Raw genomic sequence first — 19,153 nt, 5'->3', positions numbered from 1 at the left:
ATTTTTAGCGAACAATTTTTATTAGCAATAATAAAAAATACCTCTAATAATTTTATATTAGAGGTATTTTTTTAATTTATTACAAATATATACGATAATTATGTAATAAATTATTAAAAAATAAAAATGCTTGTAAATAAGAAGTAAATTATTTGTAAAAAATATTGACAAAAATTATAAATATGTTATAATATAACTATAAATAAAAGAGGAGGTTATTTATGAAAATACTAAAAATCATATTAACAGTTATAATAATCTCCTCTAGTAGTTTATTTGCTGATTGGGTTGTTTCTCCAGAATCTCTTCCTAATAATGCCAAGCAGTTCATATCTCAAGCATTTCCTGATGCTCAGATATGGTATGTAGAAAGCGATGATGGAAAATATGAGGTTGAACTTTCTAATGGAATAAAAATAGACTTCTTATATAATGGTGATTGGGTGGAGATAGACGCAGAATATATAGGAATACCATACAATGTTTTTCCTGCTAATGTAGCAAACACCATACGAAATACATACCCAAATACGGTAATTATTAGTGCCGAAAAAAAATGGGGAACTTATGAAATAAAGCTTAACAATATGATGGAGCTTTATATATCTTCAGACGGTCAGCTTATAGGACAAAAATTCGACGATTGATTTACTTTCCATCCCATATACAATGCGGGGTATTAGTTTTAATGCTAATACCCTGTAATTTTTATACAAATATAATTATTATTTTACTTGATAGAAAAACATTTTAATAGACTTGTTTCAAAACTATTTTTTTTATAATTGCGGGGACTAGCCCTGCGAAGCACACAGTCGTACCGCACCCCTCTTCTTTTGCGACCGTAGGAAGTCCTGTGGCGTGCCCCATACGAAGTACGCCTCACTCTGTGTGCCGACGGAGTCCACCTGTGGTGTCGGCAGCGAAAGACTACATATTTACATATTAAAGCGATAAATTATACAACATGTAAAACATACAATTTACACAATAACTAATATTATATAATTTAGCATAAAATTATTTGTCAAGTAGTTTTGAAACAAGTCTAATATTTATAACATAGCTTTGTTATTTGATTTTATAACATAAACTAATAAAATAATATCATAACTCTAATCCTTATAATACTTACTATAAAACTCATAACTCTTTATAACACGCTCTACATAATACTCAGTTTCTTCTATATCAATAAATCTTCCAGTACGGTACATATTATTAGTTCCGTATTCAGCTTTCCACCTTCTTCCTCGTCCAGAACCTGCATTATAGCTTGCTGCTACAAGTATATAATTGCTTGCTTTCTGACTGCTGAAAAGCCAGCCCAAATGCGAAACTCCAAGATTAATATTTTGTTTAGGGTCTGTTAAATCTAAAGGATCATATCTATATCTTGCTTTTTTATTCTCAGCTGCTGCTGTTGTAGGCATAAGCTGCATAAGCCCCATAGCACCAACCCAAGACCTAGCCTTAGGATCAAATAAACTCTCTTCTCTCATTATGCCGTATACAAATGCAGGCTCTATTTTATAATATTTAGCCTCTGGTACTACATACTCATCAAAATATCTAGGATAAACTTTTCTTCTAAGCTCATCTGGTAGTAAATCTGTATTATCTGAATATGGATATCCAAAATATTTTCCTATATTGGCCGATATCTGCATAAGCCTTTTTGTATTTTCAGAACTTATAAATATTTTCTCAGCAAAATAATATAAAGGATATGTTACCTGAGTTTTCTTAAATACTTTATCGAACTCTGTATATGCATTATCATAATCTCCGTAATAATAAAGCACTATAGCTTTATTAACTTCCCTTCTAGTTTGAAGAGAGAGTTCATTAAAGAGATCATTTTCACTCATTTTAGAATACATCTCTTTTACAAATCTGCTTTGCATAAGTATATTTTTAGCTATACTTCTAGCCTCTTTTTCTGTTTTATCTTCTTTACCTGTAGATGCATAAGTTAAAAACTGCACTTTATTAAGCATCTCCATAGATTTAGTAAAATTAGAATCAGCATAATATTTTTTAGCTTCGTTTAAATAATAAGTATTGCTAAGTTTTACATTACTAATCATTTCATCGCTTGCAAGACTCAATGCTCCTTTAATAAAATAATGGCTTTTACTGCTTAAAAGGCTTTTCATTATATAGTCATCTCTTTTCTCATCATCTCCAAACTCTTCAGCAGTCCACATATTCCAAGATAAAGCAAAATCATGCCTGAAACTAGGGTATCTATCCTCCAAAGCTTTAGTTGCAAAATAAGTTTCTGTTTTGTTTTTAAGTTTGAATGATTTTCTTAAATACGATTTTAAAGCAAGTTCTGTCTGCCAGCTTTTAGGAAATTTTTTCATAACATTTGTTAAATAAGTTTTTGCCTGAACCAGATTATTTCTATTTAAACTTACATTCACAAAATTATTATATATTCTAGGTACATAATCATCTCTTGGATATTCTTTCAAAAAAGTATTATAAAGTTCAATCGATTTATCATAGTTTTTTAATCTGTTATAATTATCAGCAGAATAATAAAGTCCTAACCTTCTATGAGTTTTATTATTGGCATTTGACAAATACTCATCAAATAATTTTGCCGCATCTTCTCTGTCTCCTGCCTGCTGTTTTATTCTAGCCATATAGTATGTTGAATTGGCTTTATATAAATTATTATCATAAAAATATTCAAAATATTGTAAAGATGCTTTTCTATACCCAGCCTCATAAAGCTCTGTAGAAACCTTATATTTCAAATCATTATCAAATGACATTATATCTTCTTCATAATTATTATTATAATATATAATAGCTTCTCTATTTAAAAATCTGCTTAAAAGCTCATAAGCTATCATCTTAGCCTTATTGGTATCATCAGTATTTCTCAATGCTCTAATACCTACAAACTCTTTAATCCATTTTTGTGCTTTGCTGTTAAAAAAATTACTCACTGGATAATCATCTCTATAAAACTCTGCCAATGCCTTATACTGCTCGGCATAAGGATACAAAGATGAACGCGGATACTCTTTCATAAGTAATGAATACAAATCTATAGCTTCATTATACATATTGGTATATAATGCACTTTTAGCTCCATAATATATAATATAATCTTTTATAAGCAAATCTTCTTCTGTATTCATTATATTTGTAAATTGATTGTAAGCCTCTAAATACTTTTCTCTATTATAAAGTTCTAAAGCAGTTCCGTAATTAATTTTATTTTTTGATATAATATTTTCTTTTAACGATATTCCCTTCGCATCTAACATAGAAGTCATTATGATAATAATAACTTCAAAAAAAACAGCGAATAATAATACTCTTTTATTAAATGTATGAAGAATTTGATTTTTCATTGAACCTCATCAAAAATAGTTTTTATATAGCAATTATTATTTTATTATTTTTTTCATTTTTTGCAAACAAATTTTACATTTTGACTTACTATGATGATTATATATTTAATTAAAATTTTATAAAAAAGTATGTAATTTTCTTATTATTTTTTATATATTTAAACAAAAAACGGAGGAAAAATGAATTTAACAGAATTAAGAGATAAACAAAAACAATTTTTTAAAAGTTCAAAAACATTATCATACGATTTTAGAATAAAACAGTTAAAAAAATTACAATCAATGCTCATAAAATATGAAAGAGATATTATAGATGCTCTATATAAAGATATGCAGAAGTCAGAATTTGAAGCTATAGGTACAGAATTATTTTTTGTGATGGAAGAGATTAAAACATTCATAAAAAATCTAAAAAAATGGATGCATAATAAAAATGCAAAAAGAAATATGGTAACTATAGATTCAAAAACAACTATAATAAATAAACCATTCGGAGTATCATTAATAATATCGCCTTGGAATTACCCTATACAATTAACCTTTCTTCCGCTTGTAGGGGCAATAGGAGCTGGAAATACCGCTATAATAGCACCTTCTCAATTAACGCCTACTGTTTATGATGTAATATATAATTCTATTAAAGATACATTTGATGAAGAATATATTGCCGTTGTAGATAAAAGTATACCTCCAGAAAATGTAAGCAAAATAGAATACGACAAAATATTTTTTACAGGTTCTCCAAGAGTTGGGAAAATTATTATGTCAAATGCTTCAGAGTTTCTCACCCCTGTAACATTAGAGCTTGGAGGAAAATCACCTGTTATAATTGATGATATTAAAGGAAATAATTTTAATAAGGCTGTAAAAAGAATTATATGGGGTAAGTTTATAAACTCGGGTCAAACTTGCGTATCTCCAGATTATATACTTATAAGAGAAGACTTAAAAGAAAGATTTTTAAAAGCATTTAATGATGAAATAAAATTATTTAATGATGAAAAAAAGCTTCATAGAATAATAAATGAAAATCACTATAAAAGATTAAAATCATATTTAAATGACGGAAAAATTATTTACGGTGGTGAATATGATGATAATAATTTATCTATTTCTATAACATTAGTAGAACCTAAAAATTTAGAAACTAATATTATAAAAGATGAAATATTCGGCAGCATTTTCCCAATACTTTATTATAAAACAAAAGAAGAAGCCAGAGATATAATAGAAAAAGTATGTCCTAATCCTCTTGCTATGTATATATTTTCTGAAGATATTGACTTTAATTATTATTTTATAGAGAAAATAAGTTATGGAGGCTGCTCTGTTAATGACACTATAACCCATATATTAAATTCTAATGCTCCATTTGGAGGAGTTGGAAACAGCGGAATGGGTAATTATCATGGATATTATAGCTTTAAATGTTTTTCAAAAGAAACAACCGTTTTAACCAAAGGATATGGTTTTGAGGTAAAAACTAAATATCCGCCTTATTCTACAAAAATTAAGGAAGTTAATTTATTATATAATTTGGTAAAGAAATAATTTTATTATATAACTCATAAAAATAAAAAAGGCTTGCATTAAAATTAATTAATACAAGCCTTTAATTTTATCTAGTTATAAATTTTATTTTCCCCAAACATCAGGTTCAAACTCTTTATTAACTCTATTATAATCAACAATATCAATACCATTATAATAGAACTTCAAAATTTCTTTGTAGTCTTTTTTAACCTGAGCCATACCATAAGCACCCCATTGGCACATACCTACACCATGTCCGCTTCCTTTACCAGTAATTATTATACCATTATCCACTTTTTTAATAGTAAAATTAAGTGATGGTACTAGTTTAGGAGAAAGTGTGCTTCTGAAATCTCTTGAAGTAATATCGCTGTCATCTATTTTAATATTAGTAGCCTTTCCAGATTTAGGATCAGTGCTAATACCAATAGAAGATTTTTCACTTGCATGTACAGAATAATTAGCTAAGTCATTATTAAGTTCATTATAGCTTAAAGCATTAGTCCAAGGTTTAATCTGTGCATTACAGTAAGGACAAGAAACACCTTCCAAATAAGGTACAGCTACACCGAATACATTTTCAGCACTGTCAGTATGTCCGCCGCATAAAGCACTGAAGTACGTAGCTATAACTTTGCCTTTATAAACAGCAATTTCATATCTTGTTCTGTCAACAGCCTGTTCAACAGACCAATTCATTTTTTCTTTGCCGTTATAAACCTGATATTTTGTAGTATTATCAACATCAAAAGGAAGTTTATTGGCATTTTTTAATATATGATACATTGCATAAGTACGGGCTGCAACTGCCTGAGCTTTCAATGCTTCCATAGGCCAATCTGGAGACATCTCATGAGGTAAAACACCTTTAACATAGTCTTCAATATTAAGCTCATTAACCACTATCATAGTATCATTATATGGAATAAACATTAAAGAACCATAATATTCCTTTCCGTTCAAAGTAAATCCGTCAGCTGTTTCAAATACTATTCCTTCTTTATAAACACCTACTTCATTAACTTTTAAACCTAATCTGTTTTCTACGACCATTACAGTTTCATTAGTTAGAGCCGATATTATTTCACTTTCATATTTGTAATTGTACGCTTTATAAGGACCTTTGATATTAATAGTATACGGAGCTTTTACATCTGTTAATTGTACTCTGATAATATTTTGATTTGCAAATGCATATATACTATTCATTGCCAATAATACTAGCAATAAAAAGAAATACTTTTTGACTCCCATAATTTTAACGCCTCCTTGCTGTAAATAAAATTATTCGCTAAAATTATCGGCTATTTAAAAACTTGCTTTACAATATAATTTTATGTAGTTTTCTTTAATTATACTGCAGCAAGTTATTTAATTTTTTATTAAAAACAATCACATAGATATGATTATCTTACCTTCTATACCGCCTTTAGCCATAGTTTCAATAGCTTCTTTTGTATCTTCAATATTAAATACTTTAGAAAATATTTTAGGCTTTATATTTTTCTCTTCTACTATTTTTGTAATCTCTTTAAGCTGTTTTCCATCAGCTCTTACAAACATAAATCTATACTCTTTTCCTTCTTTCATAGCTTTTTTATCATATTTAGAGCCTGCCAAAGAAAATAAAGTTCTTTTTAAGAAAGGAAATTGATTAACTTGAGCAAATTTTTTATTAGGACTTGTTCTCAAACTCAAAATACGCCCGCCTTTTTTCAACACTGATAACTCTTTATCAAACTCTTTTGCACCAAGTGTATCGATAACATAATCAGCTTCTGAAACTAAATCCCAATAATTTTCTTTACGATAATCAATATATTTATCAGCACCCAAACTTATAAAATGCTCTTTTGATCTCTCATTACCAGAAACAATAACATTAAGACCGAAATATTTAAAAATAGGAACTGCCGTTTCCCCAAAACTTCCAGAACCTCCTGTTATTAAAACAGTATCGCCAGTTTTGGCTTCTAATTCTTCTTTAAGTGCCTGATACGCTGTAAGTGCTGTAAGAGGTATTGCTGCCGCTTCAATAAAACTGCAATTATTAGGCATAGGAGCTAAAAACTTACTATCTACTGCCGCATAATCAGCAAAAGCACCTATTTTTTGTATAGGCATACGCGTATAAACTTTATCGCCTACATTAAAATCTTTTACATTTTTACCTATCTTTTCAACTACACCAGAAAACTCATTTCCTAATGTGAGAGGCATTTTATAATCCTGTATAAGTCTTACACTGCCTGTTAATATTAATATTTCAAGCGGATTTACTGCTGCTGCCTTTATATTAACCAATACTTCATCATCGGTGATTTCTGGTATTTGTATATCTCTAATCTTTATATCAATATCTTTTGAATATCTGTCAATCTGTGCTGCTCTCATAATATCTCCTAAATTTTAATTTGAAAGATTTTATAATATTTTTTATAAAAATCAATATACTTAATTTTATTTATTATTTAGGAGTGTGAGTTTTGTACATTTTTTAGTTTAAAAAAGCAGTATACTAATATTTTTGACATAAAAATGAACAAACCATATACTACAGAATTAAAATTATTTATAGTTCAGTAAACATTAAAAACTAAAAATATTCTATATCTACTTTTTATAATTTGTACAGCAAATATCAAACTACTGTAACTATTTCTAATTTAACAACTAAACCGAAAACTTCACCTAATATTTTAATAATGAGGAAGTCATTAATTTAATTATTAATCTTTATGATAAAGAATACAGAGGTGTAGAAATCCTAAAACAAAAATAAAAAGAATACACACATTTTCATAATAATCAGAGATTGATATCTGCTCTAATATATACTATAATTGCTAAAAGAATAAAAAATATTACAGTAAGTAAAGTATAATATATAACTCCCCGACACTTAATTTTATTTATATTGCAAATATATGCAAAAGACTTAATTATATATAATAAGACAGTAACTTATAAATATATTATACCTCATCATTTATTATAGTCATATGAACATGGTCTTCCCATTTGCCATTAATCTTTAAATATTTTTTTGCAAGTCCTTCGTATTCAAACCCCAATCTTTTTGCCAATTCTAATGAAGGTTTATTATGAGGCATAATATTGGCTTCCACTCTATGAAGTTTCAACTCTTTAAAAACTATTATTACTGCTGATTTTAAAGCTTCTGTCATATAACCTTTATGCTGTTCAAACTCATCTAATTTATAACCCACAGTAGATGATAAGAAAGTGCCCATAAATATATTAGTAAAATTAATCATTCCTATAATTCTTTTTTTATCTTCTATTTTGTAAATCCAAAATTTAAGCATTCTTCCTGCTCTAATTTCTTCAAGTTCTCTTTTTATAATATTTTTATGAGTATTAATTTTATAGAAAACTTCTGGTCTTTGAGGGTCAAATTTTTCAAAAAAATCTCTGTTTCTGCTGTAGAAATCGGTTATACTCTCTGCCATATTTATATTTGGCTGAACTAAAAAAAGCCTGCTGGTTTTATAAGTCTTTTTAAGCATTAAAAAAAACAACCTCTTTTATAAATAATATAAATAATAATTAAGGAATAATCTTAAACCCCACTATATTAAATCCCTCATGAGAAAGCAGATATTCTTTTTTATCTAATCCTCCGGCATAACCAGTTAATTTTCTATTAGAACCTACAACTCTATGACAAGGTATTATAATAGCTATACTATTTTTTCCTTCGGCTGTGCCTACAGCCCTTGATATGCTTCCCTTTTTATCTGAAATGTTTTTTGCTATATCAGAATATGTCAAAACTTTTCCGAAAGGTATTTTTGAAGTTTCAATCCAAACATTATATTGAAAATCAGTACCATACACTCCTAAATCTATAGTAAATGTTCTGCTATTTTTAGTAAAGTAATTATCAAGTTCTTTTTTTACTCTTTTTATAATGGCAGGTTCTTCATCTTTTATAATAGTTTGATTATCATTTAAATCGAATGTTAATGAAGTAATATATTGACAGTCATCATCAGAAGTAATTATTAAATCCCCTATAGGACTTTTATAAATATAGGCTTTTTTAGAATCTTCTTTTTTATCAAGCCTAATAATATTCACAGTCTAACCTTTTTAAGATTAATAAGAGGGCATGATGAATAAAGCCCTTCTATCACGTCAGGATTAACAGCAGCCGATGCATATTCAAGTACATTAACGCTGACTAAATACTCGGCATCAATAGAAGCTACATATTCTGCAGTATCTCTTGCTGTATAAAATACGCAGTAATCCAAAGCAACACCTACAAAATCAAGTATCAGCGTTTCTTTATTTTCTCTTGCCGCATCGATAAACTCTTTATGCATATAAGAAAATCCAGAGTTACCCTCATCATCAGGGTCAACCCCCTTTTGAACATATATGTAGTCTCTCTTCTTTCTAAGACCGTCAACTATAGCCGAACCGTAAGTTCTTGCAACACAATGACGAGGCCAAAGAGTTAATATCTCTTCATCTCCTGTATCCTGATCTATTACTTTTATTTTTGAAAAAGGCTCTTTTTCATGAGTAGAAGCAAATGATATATGATTGGAAGGATGCCAATCCTGTGTGGCAATTATAGCATCATATTCCCCATTTTTTATAAGATCATTGATTACAGGTACAAGTTTTACAGCACCTTTTACTGCCATAGGACCGCCTTCCATATAATCATTTTGCATGTCTACTATTGTTAATATCTTTATTTTACTCATAGCACAAAATCCGTAATTTAGGAAATTTTCTTAAGCCCTATACTTTCCTGTATAGGTACAAGTGCCTCTATAGTTTCTTTAATAAGTTCATCAATAGAAACTCCTAACATATCAGCACCATTATTTATTACTGTTCTATCAACTTTAGCTGCAAATGCTTTATCTTTTAATTTCTTCTTTACTGATTTTACTTCCATATCGTCCAAACTCTTTGAAGGTCTTACTAAAGCACATGCTGTAATAAACCCTGCAAGCTCATCAACAGCATATAATGTTTTCTCCATATTGCTTAAAGGCTCAATATCAGTACAAAGTCCATAACCATGACTTTGAATAGCACGTATAAAACTGCTTGGAAGTCCTTCTTCTTCAAGTATCTCTTTAACTTTTATACAATGCTCATCTGGGTATTTCTCATAGTCCATATCATGCAAAAAACCAACCATACCCCATTCATCTTCATCTTCGCCGTACTTTTTAGCAAAATATCTCATCACTGCTTCTACAGATAAAGCATGTTTAAATAAGGACTGCTCTTCATTGTATTTTTTAAATAATTCTACTGCTTTTTCTCTTTCTATACTGGCCATTTAAAAACCTCCAAAGATTATCATAAGTATATATTATATTTTCCTATTTTTCAATATTTTTATTCTTATATTTATATAAATTAAAATAAATATCACAAAAAAATTATAATAAAAATCAATAGAAAAACGATTATTATATAGTATTAGTATACATAATATTATTAATAGGACTTAATAATGAAAAAAATTATAATATCTCTTATGTTTATAAACTTAATAAATCTATACGCTGTAACTGAAAATGAAAACAAAATGATAAATGCTGTAAAAATAGGAGATGTAAGAACTATACAAACATTATTATCACAAAATGTAAGCCCCAATACTAAAGATGAAAGAGGATACCCTTTACTGCATATAGCAGCAGAAAATAATCAAACTTCCTCTATAAACGCATTAAAAAACTCTCCATACACTGATTTAAACCTGCTTTTAGACAAAAATACAAATATCACAAATAATAATAAAAATATAAATGTTTCATACTGCTCTGCTATGGACATTGCTGCTATTAATAATAACTTTGAAAGTGTAAAATTATTAATAGATTCTGGAGCAAATATTAATTTTCAAATGAAAGAAAAACCAAGAAGTGAGTTTATAGCTTCAGAATATGCAAACCCAAAAATATTAGAGCTTTATTTAAATAAAAATATATATCTTCTTATGAACAGTGAAGATGTTATATCATTGATAAAATCTGCTTCTATTGGTAATAATGCTCAAAATATAAATTATTTGGTAAAAACTTTGGGTATAGATGTAGACACAAAAGATACAAATACAATGCTTCATTATGCTGTAGGTTATGGTTCTATTCAGGCAGCAAGTGAATTGATAGAATTAGGTGCTGATGTTAATAATACAAATGCAAATTTTAAAACACCTTTGCAATACATAATAGAAAATGATTCTAATAAACTGATTGAAAGTGTAAATCTTTTACTATCAAAAAATGCTGACCCTAATATACAAGATAAAAATGGAAATACGGCTATGCATTTAGCTGTAATAAATTTAAGCAAATCAAAAGAATATATAAATGTTATGAACTTGCTTATAAAATACAATGCCAATCTTAATATATTAAACAATGATAATGCAATGCCTATAAATATTGCAGCTGAAAATAACTATACTGAAGCTATGAATATACTAATAAATGCAAAGTCAGAATTAAATAATATCTATAAAGGATATGCTCCTATTCATATGGCAGTGAAAAATAATAACATATATGCTGTAAAAAAATTATTATCAAATGGTGCATATGCTGATATAAAAGATGAAGTAAAAGGATATACTCCGTTATGCATTGCAATAGAAAATAATAATTATGAAATGTGCAGAACACTTATAATAAATAATGCCTCTATAGATAATAATGCTATAAACTTAATAAATAACTCAGCAAATGAAGAGATAAAAAAATTATTAGAAAGTCAGAAAATGGATTAAATTATTTAAAACCAGTATCTAAATCCAAAATCACCTGAAAATCTAAAAAATTTTGCAAAAGTCCAGCCTGTATGACTAGGATACCAGCCGAAAGTACCAAATCCCTCACTTCCTACAGCTATTACATTAAGTCCCGGAGCAATCTGCAAAAATATTTCCCAATCTCTGTCTACTATAAAAGAAACACCAAGCGGAACTCTTACACCTAAACCTATATTCCAATAATTGTTACCAAACTCTGCAACAGCCTCAGCACCAGCCCCAAAATAAAGCCAAGCATCTGATTTACCAGCCTCTCCAAGTCTATACTTTAATCCCCACCAATCTGCACTGGCACTTAAGCCCATCCATGCCCAGCCTTTAGAAGATATGCCAACATTAAATATACCGCTGAACATAAAAGGAACAACATCAAATTTTCCTGTTACCCCTAAAGATACCTGACTTGGAAAACTAAATCTAAGAAAAAAACCAGCACTGCTTCCGTCTGGATAATCGGCATATAATTTTGATGATAATGAAAAAATAGAACAAAAAGAAATTATTATAAAAGCATAAACTACCGTTTTTCTAAACATAGTATAAAAATCCAAATTAGTATTTAATTATTATTTTTAATAAATATAGAAAATAATATCGAAAAGTAAATATATTATCTTTATAAAAAATAAAGCCCCGCTTAAATAAAAAGCGAGGCTAGTTATTTCAATGATATTTTTTATATTAGAACCAATATCTAAATCCAAACTGGAATGATAAATGTAAGAAATGTCCTAAGTTCCAACGATTTCCATTTCTATCTCCAAGATATATACCTAACAAAGATACACCGTCACTATCAGCATGTAAAACGTTAACAACCGGAGCAGGTTCTAAGAAAATTTCCCATTTTTGTTTGATTAAGAAAGAGAAACCTATAGGCATTCTTAATCCGGCATTAATTGACCAATAAGATGAACCAAAAGTAGCATCAGCAGCAAGTCCAGGTCCTAAATAAAAATGAACATCAGACTCTCCTGCTCTTCCTAAAGGTATTTTTAATCCCCACCAATCCATAGTCAAACCAATACCAAAATATTGATAACCATTATTAAATAAATTTGCTACAGCTTGAACACCAAACATCAAAGGTACACCTTTAAATTGTCCTACTAAAGTTAAACCTTGATTTGGATATCCAAAAAATAATGAAGCTCCTATTGCCGCACCGTCAGAATAAGCAGCCTCTGCCTTTTTCGGCATGGCAGCAGCTAAAACTAATATCATAGCTGCTACTAACGTAATCTTTTTTAACATAATATTCTCCATGTTTTATTTATCTACACTATACAATTTATGTCTAAAAATGTCAATAATTAACATAATATTATTTAATAAAAGTTTTATTTGTATGATAAATAGTAAAATTTATTTTATCAAAACTATACAAAACATAAAGTTTTTTTGATTATTTAGCAATGATATATTATATTGCTATTTTTAATTATACAAAAACTATTATTTTTTTATTTGCTGTTTAAGATATGCTGATATAAACTCATCAATATTACCGTCCATAACAGAGTTCATATTTCCAGTTTCATGTCCTGTTCTTAAATCTTTGACCATCTGATAAGGCTGAAAAACATAACTTCTGATTTGATTTCCCCAAGCTATATCAGTTTTTTCTCCAGCTATTTTTTGTTTTTCTTTATCAAGTTTATCTTTTTCAAGCTGATAAAGTTTTGCTTTAAGCATTTTCATAGCCATATCTTTATTATTATGCTGACTTCTTTCTGCCTGACACTGAACAACTATATTAGTAGGTATGTGCGTAATTCTTATAGCTGATGAAGTTTTATTAACATGCTGTCCGCCCGCTCCGGAAGCTCTGTATGTATCTACTCTCAAATCAGAAGGATTTATTTCTACTTCAATATCCTCATCTATATCCGGCATAACACTAACTGCAACAAAAGATGTATGCCTTTTTGCATTAGCATCAAAGGGAGATATTCTTACAAGTCTATGAACACCTATTTCAGAACGCAGATAACCATAAGCATAAAGCCCTTGAACATAAAAACTTATCTGTTTTATTCCAGCCTCATCACCTGGAAGTTCATCAGTAATTTCAACAGTAAAGCCATGTCTTTCGCAAAAGCGTACGTACATTCTTGAAAGCATAGAAGCCCAATCGCAGCTTTCTGTACCTCCAGCACCTGCATTCAAAGTTAAATATGCATTCTTACTGTCAAATTCTCCGGAAAATAGATTTTTAGTTTCAAGTTCATCAAAAACACGCTGAAGCTCTATACATTCGCCCTCAAGCTCTTTTTCCATTTCTATATCATTAGACTCTATAGCCATTTCTACAAGTTCATATATATTATTAGAGTTTTTTATTAGATTTTCAACAGGCTCTATTTTATCAAGAAGAAGCATTCTTTCTTTCATCAATTTTTGAGCTTTTATATTATCGTTCCAAAAATCATCTTTGGCTGATATTTCATCTATCTCTTTAACTCTTTTATAAATAGAATCTGGGTCAAAGATACCCCCTTAATATTTCAGATTGTTCCTTAATATTTGATACCGTATTTTTTATCTCAGATAATGTCATAAAATCACTTCCTATTATAATATAATTAAATGCTATATATTAAAAAAGTTATATACAGATTTAATATATAAATTTAAACTTTACTATATTGAATTATTAATAAAACAATAATATATAAATTTATAATCGCTTAAAGAAATTATTCTTCAGTAGGAAGAACTCTTGTACCATTAGAAGGCTTTAATATATAAACATCAGCATCTCTTCTTGTTCTTTCTTTATAATGAGCATATAAATTTTCTATAACATTTTCAACTTCAGTTTTCTTCAAAAATAACAAAACTCCGCCTCCAAATCCAGTACCTATCATTCTGGCCCCCAAAACTCCGTCCATATTAGTGGATTCTTCAACCAATATATCAAGTTCAGCAGTAGATACTTCATATAATTTACTCAATCCGTCATGAGTTTTAAGTATCAAATTAGCCAAATCTTTAACAGAGCCTTTTTTAATAGCTTTTACTGCCTGATTTACTCTGTCCTGCTCTGCTGAAACGTATAAAGCACGTCTCTGCTCTTTATTTTGAAGAGTTTCTTTTATAAAATCAGCATCTTTAGGCTTTAAATCGGATAAAGACTTTAAATTCGGCTTTTTATCTTTAAGTTTTTTTAATGCATTTTCGCATTCTCTTTTTCTGGCATTATATTCGCTGTCGCTTGAAGTTCTTTTCTTATTACTATTTACAACAGCCATACAATAGTCGCCCAAATTAAAATCAAAATATTCGTATTTAAGTGTTTTCATATTAAAGAAAAACAATGTATTTTCTTTAGACATAAATATAGTAACATGATCGCTTAAAGAAGTTCTATGAGAAGCATATTTTATTTCGGCCTCATAAGAAAGCTTAGCCATTTCTATAGCATCAGTGTCTTTTATGTTATTAATATCCAAAGCAGCATATGTTAAACAAGCACACAGTGAACTTGAAGATGCCAAAGATGTATTAAAAGGCAAATCAGTATAAACAAAAATATCCATACCATGTATCTTGTACTCTTTTTCCAAAAGAACGGAAAAAACACCTTTAAAATATAAAGCCCATTCATCTTCTTTATTTCTTTCTAAATCATCTAAAGTAAATGACTTTTTCGCTTTAAAAGAATGAGCATATATATTAACTTTATTATCAGGTCTTTTTCTTGCAACTATATAAGTACCCCTGTCTACAGCAGTAGTTATAGTATCTCCGCCGGAATAATCTATAAGTTCACCTATTATCGTTACTCTTCCGGGTGCAAAGTATAATTTTGTATCGCCTTTATGTCCGAAAACTTCTCTGAATCTTGCGACTATTTTTAAATGTAATCTAGGTATCATAATTTAATTCTCTCAAAAATTATCTGTTATAAATATCATAAAATAAAAAAAAATCAATAGTATAAATAATAGTATTATAAAAAAAATAATATTTTAATAAAATAAATTGTATATTTTAATAAATCGTAAATTTTTTAGAAAACTAAAATAAATAATTTATTAAAAAATATTGATTTTGAATATAAAGAATAATATAATACTAATCATAACACATTGATTGAAAGGACAAATAATATGGATAAAACTTTATACAGCAGCTATATAAATATCTTAAAAGAAGAACTAATACCAGCATTAGGCTGTACTGAACCTATAGCTATAGCTTTTGCTGGTGCTAAGGTAAGAGAAGTACTTGCAAATATGCCCGATTCTGTAACTGTAAAATGCAGCGGTAATATTATTAAAAATGTTAAAGGTGTTACTGTACCAAACTCAGGGGGGGTTAAAAGGTATTGATGTAGCAGCTGTTTTAGGTATAGTTGGAGGAGATGCTAATAAAAATCTTGAAGTTTTATCCTCAATTAAAAAAGAAGATATAGAAAAAACTAAAGAACTTATAAGTAATAATTTCTGTCAATGTGATTTGATAGAAGGTTCTGAAAATTTACATATTATAATAGAAGCTAAATACAAATATTCTTCTGCATTAGTAGAAATAAAAAATGCTCATACCAATATTACAAAAATTATCAAAGATGGTAAGGAAATATTCTCTGCTGATAATTCTTTAAAACAAAAAGAACATGATGACAGAGAACTTTTAAATATAAAAGACATATTAAACTTTGCAAATGAAGTTAATATAGAAGATATTAGAGAAACAATTAAAAGACAAATTGATTTAAACTCAGCAATAGCCGAAGAAGGATTAAAAAATGATTACGGTTCTGGTGTAGGAAAGACATTGATAAAATATTATGGTGAAGATGTACGCAACAGAGCTAAAGCATATGCTTCTGCAGGTTCTGATGCCAGAATGGGAGGCTGTCCTATGCCAGTAGTTACAAACTCTGGAAGCGGAAATCAGGGTATAACTGTATCTGTACCGGTTATAATATATGCTAAAGAAATGAATGCCTCTGAAGAAAAACTATACCGTGCTTTGGTACTTTCAAATTTGATTGCAATACTTCAGAAAAAACATATAGGTAAACTTTCAGCATTCTGCGGAGTTGTTTGTGCTGCAACCGGTGCTGCTTCTGGTATAGCATACCTAAATAATGCTGACTACAAAATTATTTGCGATACTATTACAAATGCTTTATGTACTATAGGCGGTATGGTTTGTGATGGTGCTAAATCTTCATGTGCTTCAAAAATATCAGAGGCTCTTGACTGCGGAATACTTGCTTATAATTTAGCAAGAGACGGAAAAGTGTTCAAATCTGGAGACGGTCTTGTAAAAGATAATATTGAAGCTACTATTGACAGCATAGGAAGAATGGCTAAAGAAGGTATGAAAGGCACAGATATTGAAATACTAAATATAATGATAGATAAATAGTTTTTTATACAAATACTTAATCAGAAAAAATAATGTTTGACTACAAACCGTTGCTTTTTAAGATAAAAAATATTGCATGATATTAATAAACATAAAGCATAATATTTTTTTATACTAGATTTATTTTTTAAAAATTGTATAATATACTACATAATAGTTTTCGATATATTGTAATGACAAATTAGAAATATTTTTAAAGGAGTCTGCAATGGCGAGTTTAAGCGACAAAGAAATTAATGCCACCTTGGCAAAAATAAGACGTGAATATGAACAAGGTGCTGAAAAATATGGCAATAAAATATACAATCTAAGCAGTTTTAATGACAGATACAGAGAAGCTTTACAAAACAGACAAGATTTATCAAATTTTCTAATAGTAGAAATAAAAATACTAGAAGACATAAAAACTACTTTGAGAGACAGAGAATTAGAACGCCAAAGAAAAAAAGCAGAAGAAGAAAAGGCCAAAGAAAACTCATTTATGAATAAAGTTGATAATATGATAGAAAAATTTAGAAGTGCAACAGAAAAATATCCTTTAGAAGATATTCATTCTAAAGCTGATGATGAAATAAGACATTTATACGGTGCTTTTAAAGAATTATATAACTGTTTCTCTGTTATCAGATTTTTCTGCTGCGGACCTGCAAGCGACTATGTTGTAGAAACTGCTATTAAAGATTATGATAATCAATTCCAAAAATTTATTATACCTGTAGGAGAAACAAAAGTCCCTCAGATATTTGCTGACTATGTTTATGCTTTAAACAATGGAGATAACTCAAGCAGAGCTGAACAATTTATACTTAAAGAATCAGGTTTTTTCCTCCATGCTTTTATTGAAAAAATGAACAATATCAAATCATTGGCCCTAAAAGCAAGCAATGACGGAGAAATAGTACTTCCAGACTATTTGAATGTTCAGTCTCCTAGAGTATACAAATTTTTTAAAGGAAAAACTAAAGAAGAAATGTATGATGCTACTATAGCTTATGCTAATGCTATGATAAACGATTTCAGACTTCAAAGTTTCAAAAAAGATGCACATTAATAAAGTACTAATACTTCTTCTTTTGATTACATTATCATTATACCCTCAGACTAATGAAGTATTTAAATATAATAGAAAAAATTTGTCTAATGCATACCGTTACTATAATGCTAAAAACTATAAAAAAGCAGCTGAACTATTTGAATATGAAATAGAAAACTCCCCTATATTAAAAATAGAATACTTTGAAAATCTTGCAAACTCATATATGAATCTTAGAGATTATACCAATATGCTTAAGACAGCAAGAAGCGGAATAATCGTTAATAGATTCTCGCCAAAACTTCATTTTCAAAAAGGTTATGCATTATATAAATTGGGGGATACTAATAAAGCTATAGAAGCCATAAGATATTCTATAAGTTTAGACCCTAATGATGCTTATATGAATAATTTTTTAGGGCTTTTATATCTGTATGTAGAAGATTATAAACAGGCAGAATCTTCTTTTCTTAAAGCAACTGTATATAGCCCTAATAATGTAGTTTATATGGTTAATCTCGCTGCTACTTATGAAAGAGACAGAAATTTTAGTTCTGCTTTAAATGTATACGAAGAAGCATATAAAGTAAATCCTAATTACAGAGGTCTTGGAGATTCTATAGTTAGAGTTAAAGGTATAATAAACAGAATATCTGGAAAAAATACTGAAACAGACACTGAAGTAAATGAAACAGCAGAAAATAAAAATATATCTGCAAATCAAAATATAAATATCACTTATGATGAAGATGTTGAAGCTAAACCAATAGAAATGGATAATATATATACCAACGAAATATATACTAATACAATAGATACAAACAATATCATAATCAATACCAATAATATAATAACTAATTCTATAATCACAAATAATAATATTATAACAAATAATATAAATAATATTTCAACTAATACTGCATCATCTACAAATATTCAAAATAATACTAATAATTAATTGATTATATAAAAAATTATTGTATTATAATATCATTA

At 28.6% G+C, this 19,153-nt stretch carries 16 protein-coding genes and 1 pseudogene; 6 read left to right on the top strand and 11 right to left on the bottom strand.

Annotated elements, in window-relative coordinates:
* Positions 1-221 precede the first annotated feature (221 nt).
* Positions 222-647, top strand: coding sequence for a PepSY-like domain-containing protein (locus BMUR_RS13465; RefSeq protein ID WP_013115093.1), 426 nt, complete (start codon positions 222-224; stop codon positions 645-647).
* 468 nt (positions 648-1,115) lie between these two features.
* Here BMUR_RS13465 and BMUR_RS13460 read toward each other — a convergent pair whose 3' ends face one another.
* Complete coding sequence (locus BMUR_RS13460; RefSeq protein ID WP_013115092.1) at positions 1,116-3,374, bottom strand: lytic transglycosylase domain-containing protein; 2,259 nt, start codon at positions 3,372-3,374, stop codon at positions 1,116-1,118.
* Between the two features lie 180 nt (positions 3,375-3,554).
* On the opposite strand from BMUR_RS13460, the gene BMUR_RS13455 reads away from it, so the two are divergent.
* The gene (locus BMUR_RS13455; protein WP_013115091.1) at positions 3,555-4,925 is read left to right on the top strand and encodes an aldehyde dehydrogenase family protein; all 1,371 of its coding nucleotides are present in this window, start codon (positions 3,555-3,557) and stop codon (positions 4,923-4,925) included.
* An 84-nt stretch (positions 4,926-5,009) separates the two neighbouring features.
* On the opposite strand, the gene BMUR_RS13450 is transcribed toward BMUR_RS13455, so the two are convergent.
* The 6 genes from BMUR_RS13450 to BMUR_RS13425 all read right to left on the bottom strand — a co-directional run bounded on the left by BMUR_RS13450 (position 5,010) and on the right by BMUR_RS13425 (position 10,239).
* On the bottom strand, positions 5,010-6,116 hold the full coding sequence (locus tag BMUR_RS13450; protein WP_181039125.1) for a SpoIID/LytB domain-containing protein: 1,107 nt from the start codon (positions 6,114-6,116) through the stop codon (positions 5,010-5,012).
* A 183-nt stretch (positions 6,117-6,299) separates the two neighbouring features.
* Complete coding sequence (locus BMUR_RS13445) at positions 6,300-7,301, bottom strand: NADP-dependent oxidoreductase (RefSeq protein ID WP_013115089.1); 1,002 nt, start codon at positions 7,299-7,301, stop codon at positions 6,300-6,302.
* Between the two features lie 581 nt (positions 7,302-7,882).
* The gene (locus tag BMUR_RS13440; RefSeq protein ID WP_013115088.1) at positions 7,883-8,437 is read right to left on the bottom strand and encodes a GNAT family N-acetyltransferase; all 555 of its coding nucleotides are present in this window, start codon (positions 8,435-8,437) and stop codon (positions 7,883-7,885) included.
* A gap of 40 nt (positions 8,438-8,477) precedes the next feature.
* Positions 8,478-9,011, bottom strand: coding sequence for a methylated-DNA--[protein]-cysteine S-methyltransferase (locus BMUR_RS13435; RefSeq protein ID WP_013115087.1), 534 nt, complete (start codon positions 9,009-9,011; stop codon positions 8,478-8,480).
* Positions 9,008-9,649, bottom strand: coding sequence for an isochorismatase family protein (locus BMUR_RS13430; RefSeq protein ID WP_013115086.1), 642 nt, complete (start codon positions 9,647-9,649; stop codon positions 9,008-9,010). Before BMUR_RS13430 ends, BMUR_RS13435 begins: the two co-directional genes overlap by 4 nt.
* Before the next feature lie 17 nt (positions 9,650-9,666).
* The gene (locus tag BMUR_RS13425; protein ID WP_013115085.1) at positions 9,667-10,239 is read right to left on the bottom strand and encodes an HDIG domain-containing metalloprotein; all 573 of its coding nucleotides are present in this window, start codon (positions 10,237-10,239) and stop codon (positions 9,667-9,669) included.
* Between the two features lie 177 nt (positions 10,240-10,416).
* Here BMUR_RS13425 and BMUR_RS13420 point away from each other — a divergent pair, with 177 nt between their 5' ends.
* Positions 10,417-11,697 (top strand): ankyrin repeat domain-containing protein, encoded by a 1,281-nt coding sequence (locus BMUR_RS13420; protein WP_013115084.1) that lies wholly within the window; start codon positions 10,417-10,419, stop codon positions 11,695-11,697.
* 5 nt (positions 11,698-11,702) lie between these two features.
* Here BMUR_RS13420 and BMUR_RS13415 read toward each other — a convergent pair whose 3' ends face one another.
* From BMUR_RS13415 to galK, 4 genes are all read right to left on the bottom strand, one after another.
* Positions 11,703-12,275, bottom strand: coding sequence for a BAPKO_0422 family outer member beta-barrel protein (locus tag BMUR_RS13415; RefSeq protein ID WP_013115083.1), 573 nt, complete (start codon positions 12,273-12,275; stop codon positions 11,703-11,705).
* Positions 12,276-12,420: 145 nt separating this feature from the next.
* Positions 12,421-12,993, bottom strand: a complete 573-nt coding sequence (locus BMUR_RS13410; protein ID WP_013115082.1) for a hypothetical protein — start codon at positions 12,991-12,993, stop codon at positions 12,421-12,423.
* A gap of 201 nt (positions 12,994-13,194) precedes the next feature.
* Positions 13,195-14,299, bottom strand: a protein-coding gene (gene prfB, locus BMUR_RS13405) for a peptide chain release factor 2 (protein ID WP_013115081.1) whose coding sequence is annotated in 2 segments (ribosomal slippage) — positions 13,195-14,226 and positions 14,228-14,299 — 1,104 coding nt in all. Because the reading frame shifts where the segments join, the coding sequence is not laid out codon by codon here.
* A 139-nt stretch (positions 14,300-14,438) separates the two neighbouring features.
* On the bottom strand, positions 14,439-15,620 hold the full coding sequence (galK, locus tag BMUR_RS13400; protein WP_013115080.1) for a galactokinase: 1,182 nt from the start codon (positions 15,618-15,620) through the stop codon (positions 14,439-14,441).
* Between the two features lie 234 nt (positions 15,621-15,854).
* Between galK and BMUR_RS13395 the strand changes: the two are divergent.
* From BMUR_RS13395 to BMUR_RS13385, 3 genes and pseudogenes are all read left to right on the top strand, one after another.
* Positions 15,855-17,124: pseudogene (locus BMUR_RS13395) on the top strand (L-cysteine desulfidase family protein).
* Positions 17,125-17,332: 208 nt separating this feature from the next.
* On the top strand, positions 17,333-18,175 hold the full coding sequence (locus BMUR_RS13390; protein ID WP_013115079.1) for a hypothetical protein: 843 nt from the start codon (positions 17,333-17,335) through the stop codon (positions 18,173-18,175).
* Positions 18,165-19,115, top strand: coding sequence for a tetratricopeptide repeat protein (locus BMUR_RS13385; RefSeq protein ID WP_013115078.1), 951 nt, complete (start codon positions 18,165-18,167; stop codon positions 19,113-19,115). The genes BMUR_RS13390 and BMUR_RS13385 overlap by 11 nt, the downstream gene beginning before the upstream one ends.
* The last annotated feature ends 38 nt before the right edge of the window (positions 19,116-19,153 follow it).

The organism is Brachyspira murdochii DSM 12563, assembly GCF_000092845.1.
In the GTDB taxonomy this organism is placed as follows: domain Bacteria; phylum Spirochaetota; class Brachyspiria; order Brachyspirales; family Brachyspiraceae; genus Brachyspira; species Brachyspira murdochii.
Note: the sequence above shows the minus strand (reverse complement) of the source record. Positions and strands in the feature narration are given on the sequence as shown.